Annotated in this window: 3 protein-coding genes and 1 pseudogene; all 4 read left to right on the forward strand. The window is 61.0% G+C overall.

All coding sequences use genetic code 11. The features are described 5' to 3' along the window. A partial coding sequence (locus tag LRF89_RS12875) for a hypothetical protein (RefSeq protein ID WP_238637318.1) occupies positions 1–1,305 on the forward strand: 1,305 nt, incomplete at its 5' end. Positions 1,306–1,658: 353 nt separating this feature from the next. Further along, positions 1,659–2,750 (forward strand): annotated as a pseudogene (locus LRF89_RS12880) (IS1634 family transposase); the annotation flags it as partial. Between the two features lie 213 nt (positions 2,751–2,963). Further along, positions 2,964–4,481 (forward strand): IS21 family transposase, encoded by a 1,518-nt coding sequence (istA, locus tag LRF89_RS12885; RefSeq protein WP_443134967.1) that lies wholly within the window; start codon positions 2,964–2,966, stop codon positions 4,479–4,481. 28 nt (positions 4,482–4,509) lie between these two features. Next, positions 4,510–4,950, forward strand: a 441-nt coding sequence (locus tag LRF89_RS12890; protein WP_238637321.1) for an ATP-binding protein, incomplete at its 3' end; no start/stop codon positions are given.

The raw sequence follows: 4,950 nt of genomic DNA on the forward strand, positions 1-4,950 counted from the left end.
AGTATCGTTCATACAAAAAAAAACCGGTGGGAAATCCCTTTTTCAACACTCGTTAAGTATGCTGACGGGGTAAGGACGAGCTTGCCTTATGCGATGAATGAGGAGGCAGCCATAGAGTATAGTTATCTTCTTGGTGCTCCTTTGTCGTATATAGCCACGGCGCTTTTACGGACAACACAAGAAGTGACAGATCTGTTGGCTGCTAAAGGATACATCCCTGCTTGTTACGAAGGAAGCATTCAAGCTAGCCCGGATGTTTTAGTTTCGGTTTCAAGTATGCTTGAGCACAAAGATGTAACGGATTCGATTACCCCTGAGGATCTTCTTAAGGTGCTATGCGACCCAAGCCTAAATCTTTCTGACTTAAAAGGTTTCGATGCCTTAAGTGAGGATCATCGGTCAGCGCTCGAAAAGCTGATGACTTTAGAAGAACCGGTTCGAGAAGCCACTAACGATCTAGCATATTTCGTAGGCGAAGGTTGGCATAAAGATCCCTTTGAGAATGACAGGGAGGTTTGTGCTAGTTGGGCAGCGAAATGGTTCCTTATAACAGGTAACCCCCGTTCTGCCCTCAGCTGCGTGAAAGGAGATGATAGCGCGCTATATAATTTGCTACAGGCGTTCCCTATGGAGACAAAAGAAGCTCTCCGTGATCGCATTTGGCACAAAATGTCGTTTGAGGCGTGCTCGGCAATTTTTTTCGTGCAGAACAAGTCAATGCCCGCCTTCCCCAGGCAAATCCGGAAATACCTGTTGCGGAAAAACGCTTACACAGAAGCCCCCATATTGATGATGCTAGCGAACATCAGCAGTGAGCGTGGCCATTACTCAGTATGCGATTACTACCGCTCTGGGTATTATTTTTTGTGGCCGGCAATAGTCCGCACTTATTTGTCATTCAACGGAGACTTGCCTTGTAAAAAGGAGAGCGATGACCATGGCATGGAGTGCCCGGAGATCGATGATGTTCTAGAAGAGGGGCGGCATGTATTAAACCTGGACGAAAGCATAGGACGGGAAATGGCACAAGCAACAAATGTTTACTATTGGGCGATTGACATCATAAGACAAGAAGAGGAGGCGTCGCGTCCCGCGGATAATCCGTTAGAAGACTGTAGTGACTTGTCCGATGGTATTTTTTTTGAAAGACCCCCCAAAATCGATCCAATTTACGAAGCATGCGCTGCTGATGCGGAAGAGCGTGCCTCGCATTACAGGGTATTTGTGGAGGACTTCATAACCTCTTGGAGCGAGCAAGAGGGGTGGGAAAAAGGGTATGATGTGCCAGATGAGAGTAGTGGTTAATCGAAGCCCTGTTGGCGGCCTGTTTTCTACACAGTCGGCCCTGAAAACTCGCAGCGCACTGATCGAACGCGGCTTACAAGCCCGTGAGGGCGGCTGGAATCACCGGGTTTAGTTGGTATTCTGCGATTCGAAACCTTGCAAACTTGCACGGCTGTGATGGGGCCCAAAGACGATTGACAGACGCAGCAGCACGCCCAAGTTCATCAGTTCATTCGGTGAATCTGGGCGATTTCTGACAACAGCCCATTGATTTCCCAACGATCAGCACGCCGTCAGGCCCGAGAGGCTGTTGTGTCACGCCTGATAGCTCGGAATTAATTGCGGAATGACTGGAACCGCCCTATAGTCGTGTCATGTACACGCGCATCAGCCGATCCGGTGGCCGGCAGTACCTGCAGCTCGTCGAGGGATACCGCGACGAGCAGGGCAAGGTTAAGCAACGGGTCGTCGCCAATCTTGGCCGCCTCGACCAACTCTCGGAGAAGAGTCTCGATCCTCTGATCCGCGGGCTGCAGCGCGCCATCGGCCGCCCGGAGTCCGTCCCGGACGAGCCAGAGTTCGAAACCGCTCGGGCCTTCGGCGATCTTTGGGCGTTGCACCAGCTTTGGCACGAACTCGGACTCGATGACGCGATTCGAAAGGCCCTTCGCTCATCGCGGCGCAGCTTTGATGCCGAGGCGCTGGTGCGGGCGATGGTGTTCAATCGGCTCAGCGCGCCGTCGAGCAAACTGAGCATGCTCGACTGGCTGCGCGACGAGGCCAGTGTCCCCGGCCTGGATGGCGATGCCGTCTGTCATTCGCAGCTGCTGCGTGCCATGGACGCATTGATGGATCGCCACGAGAGGGTCGAGGCGGCTGTAGCGAAGCAACTCAGACCGCTGCTCGACCAGGAACTCTCCGTGGTGTTCTGGGATTTGACGACCGTGCGCATCCACGGCGGCAAGGAACTCGACGAGGACGTGCGCCGCTACGGGATGAGCAAGGACGTCGATGGCATCGCCCGGCAATTCGCCCTCGGGGTGGTGCAAACCGCCGAGGGCCTCCCCATCGCCCACGAGGTCTTCGAAGGCAATGTGGCGGAGACGACGACGCTCGGGCCGATCGTTGAGCGGCTGCTCAAACGCTTTGCGCTCAAGCGCATGGTGGTCGTCGCCGACCGGGGCCTGCTGAGTCTCGACAACGTGGAGACCCTGGAGGCGCTCGGCGCCGAGCAGGGTCTGGCGGTCGACTACATCCTGGCGGTGCCCGGGCGACGCTACAGCGAGTTCACACACGTGATCGAACGGCTGCACCCGGAACTGGCCGAGCAGGCACAACGAACCGGGGCGGAGTCAGTGGTCGAGACGCAGTGGCAGGGCCGTCGTCTGGTGATCGCCCACAACGCGCAGCGGGCGGCCGAACAGAATGCCGCTCGCCGGCGCAATATCGAAGAGCTCGACGCCTTGGATATGGAATGCTGCGGATGCGGACGGGGTGTTCCACGCGAAGCGGTCGGGTGATTCCACGGCATGCGGACACCCTGTTCCACGCCATGGGGATCAGCCGTTCCACGTCATGCGGTTCAGCTGTTCCACGGAAACGGAGCAGCTCGGGGATACTCGGACTCGTCCCCACCATCTGCTCCGGAGAGCGAGTCCATGCCCACCCCGAGGCCATCCATGCGCAAGATCCGAGAGGTGCTCCGCCTTCGCTACGAACTCGGCCTGAGCCGGGTGCACATCGCCGCCGCCTGCAAGATCGGCTCGACCACGGTGCAGCGAATCCTTCGCCGAGCTAAGGCGGCGGAGTTGCACTGGCCACTGCCCGAGGAACTCGACGACTGCGCCCTGGAGCGGCTGCTCTATCCGTCTCCCAGGGGCTCCCGTACGGATATCCCGGCCGAGCCGGATTGGGAGTACGTGGCCTGCGAACTCACCCGCAAGGGTGTGACCCGGCAGCAACTGTGGCTCGAATACCGCGAGCGCGAGCCGAAAGGCTACGGCTACTCGGCGTTCTGCAATCGGCTACGCCGCCATCTGGGCCGAGAGCAGCCGAGCATGGCGCAGGTCCATACCGCCGGCGAGGCGCTCTATGTCGACTACGCCGGGATGACGGTGCCGATCGAGGACGCCGAGACCGGCAGGCAGGCAATGGCGCAGGTCTTCGTCGCCGTGCTCGGCTGCTCGCAGCTGATCTACGCCGAAGCTGGCGCCACGCAGCGCAGCGCGGATTGGCTTCACGCCCACGTCCGTGCGCTGACCTACATCGGCGGTGTCCCGGAGTGCATCGTCCCCGACAACCTCAAAAGCGCCGTGCAGCGACCCCACCGCTACGATCCGCAGCTCAACCGCGCCTATGCGGAGTTGGCCGCGGCCTATGGCTTCGCCGTGGTCCCGGCGCGAGTGCGCGCCCCGAAGGATAAGGCGCTGGCTGAGAATGCGGTACTGATCGTCGAGCGCGAGATCCTCGCACCCATGCGCGAACGGCGCTTCTTCAGCCTGGCGGAGGCTAACGCGGCGATTCGCGAACGACTCGATGCGCTCAATGAGCGTGCCTTCACGCGCCGGGCCGGAAGTCGGCGGCAGCGCTTCGAGGAGCTTGAGCGCAAGGCGCTCAAGCCGCTACCGCAGCAGCCCTTCGAGCCGGCCGAATGGCGACGCCTGCGTGTGGATGCCACGTACCACGTCGAGCATGCCGGGCACAGCTACAGCGTCCCGCACGGGCTCATCGGCGAGGAGATTGAGCTGCGCATCACCACGGCAACCCTTGAGGTCTTCCACGCCAGCCTGCGCGTCGCCGCCCATCCGCGCCACGACGGGCCGGGGCGGACCACGCTGCCCGAGCACATGCCGCCCCACCACCGGGCGTATGCCGCCCTCGATGGGGCGCAGATCCTGCGCTGGGCGGAAGGCATCGGCGTGGCCACGGGGAGACTGGTGCGCCAGGAGCTCGAAAACGGCCCGCTACGCCGCGCACGGCGTCTGGCCGAAGGACTCCAGCGCCTGGCCCGCCATTACAGCCCACAGCGCCTGGAAGCAGCCTCGGAGCGGGCACTGAGCCTGGGGGTGGGCAGCTACACGAACCTGGAGTCGATCCTGCGTCGCGGTCTGGACCGTCAGCCGCTGGATGGGGAGCGGCGAACCGAGGCCACGCCCATCGAGCACACCAATGTGCGCGGCCCCGGCTACTACCACTGATCGCCCCCACCACGGAGAGATCCTGATCATGTTACCGCATCCGACCCTGGAGAAGCTCTCGGCGCTAAAACTCAATGGCATGCGCGCTGCCGTCGAGGAGCAATTGGGCCGCACGGACCTGGAGGCGATGCCCTTTCTCGATCGCCTCGCCCTGCTTGTCGAGCGTGAGGCCGCCGCCCGTGCCGATCGCCAGCTCACCGCCCGGCTGCGTGCCGCCAAGCTGCGTTATCCCGAGGCCTGCGTCGAGGGGATCGACCGCCACGCCCGCCGCAAGCTCTCAGGTGCTGTGCTTGAGCCGCTTTTCACCAGCCGATGGGTCACGGATCAGCGCAATGTGCTGATCACCGGTCCAACCGGCGTCGGCAAGTCCTATCTCGCCTGCGCCCTGGCGCAGAAGGCCTGCCGCGACGGCTACCGGGCCTACTATGCACGTCTGCCCCGGCTTCTTGGCGGGCTGACCCTCGCCCCC

The organism is Halorhodospira sp. 9621, from assembly GCF_022228055.1.
In the GTDB taxonomy this organism is placed as follows: domain Bacteria; phylum Pseudomonadota; class Gammaproteobacteria; order Nitrococcales; family Halorhodospiraceae; genus Halorhodospira; species Halorhodospira halophila_A.

Coding starts and splice junctions, on each gene's coding strand:
- istA (WP_443134967.1), top strand. CDS start 2,964: ATGCGCAAGATCCGAGAGGTGCTCCGCCTTCGCTACGAACTCGGCCTG.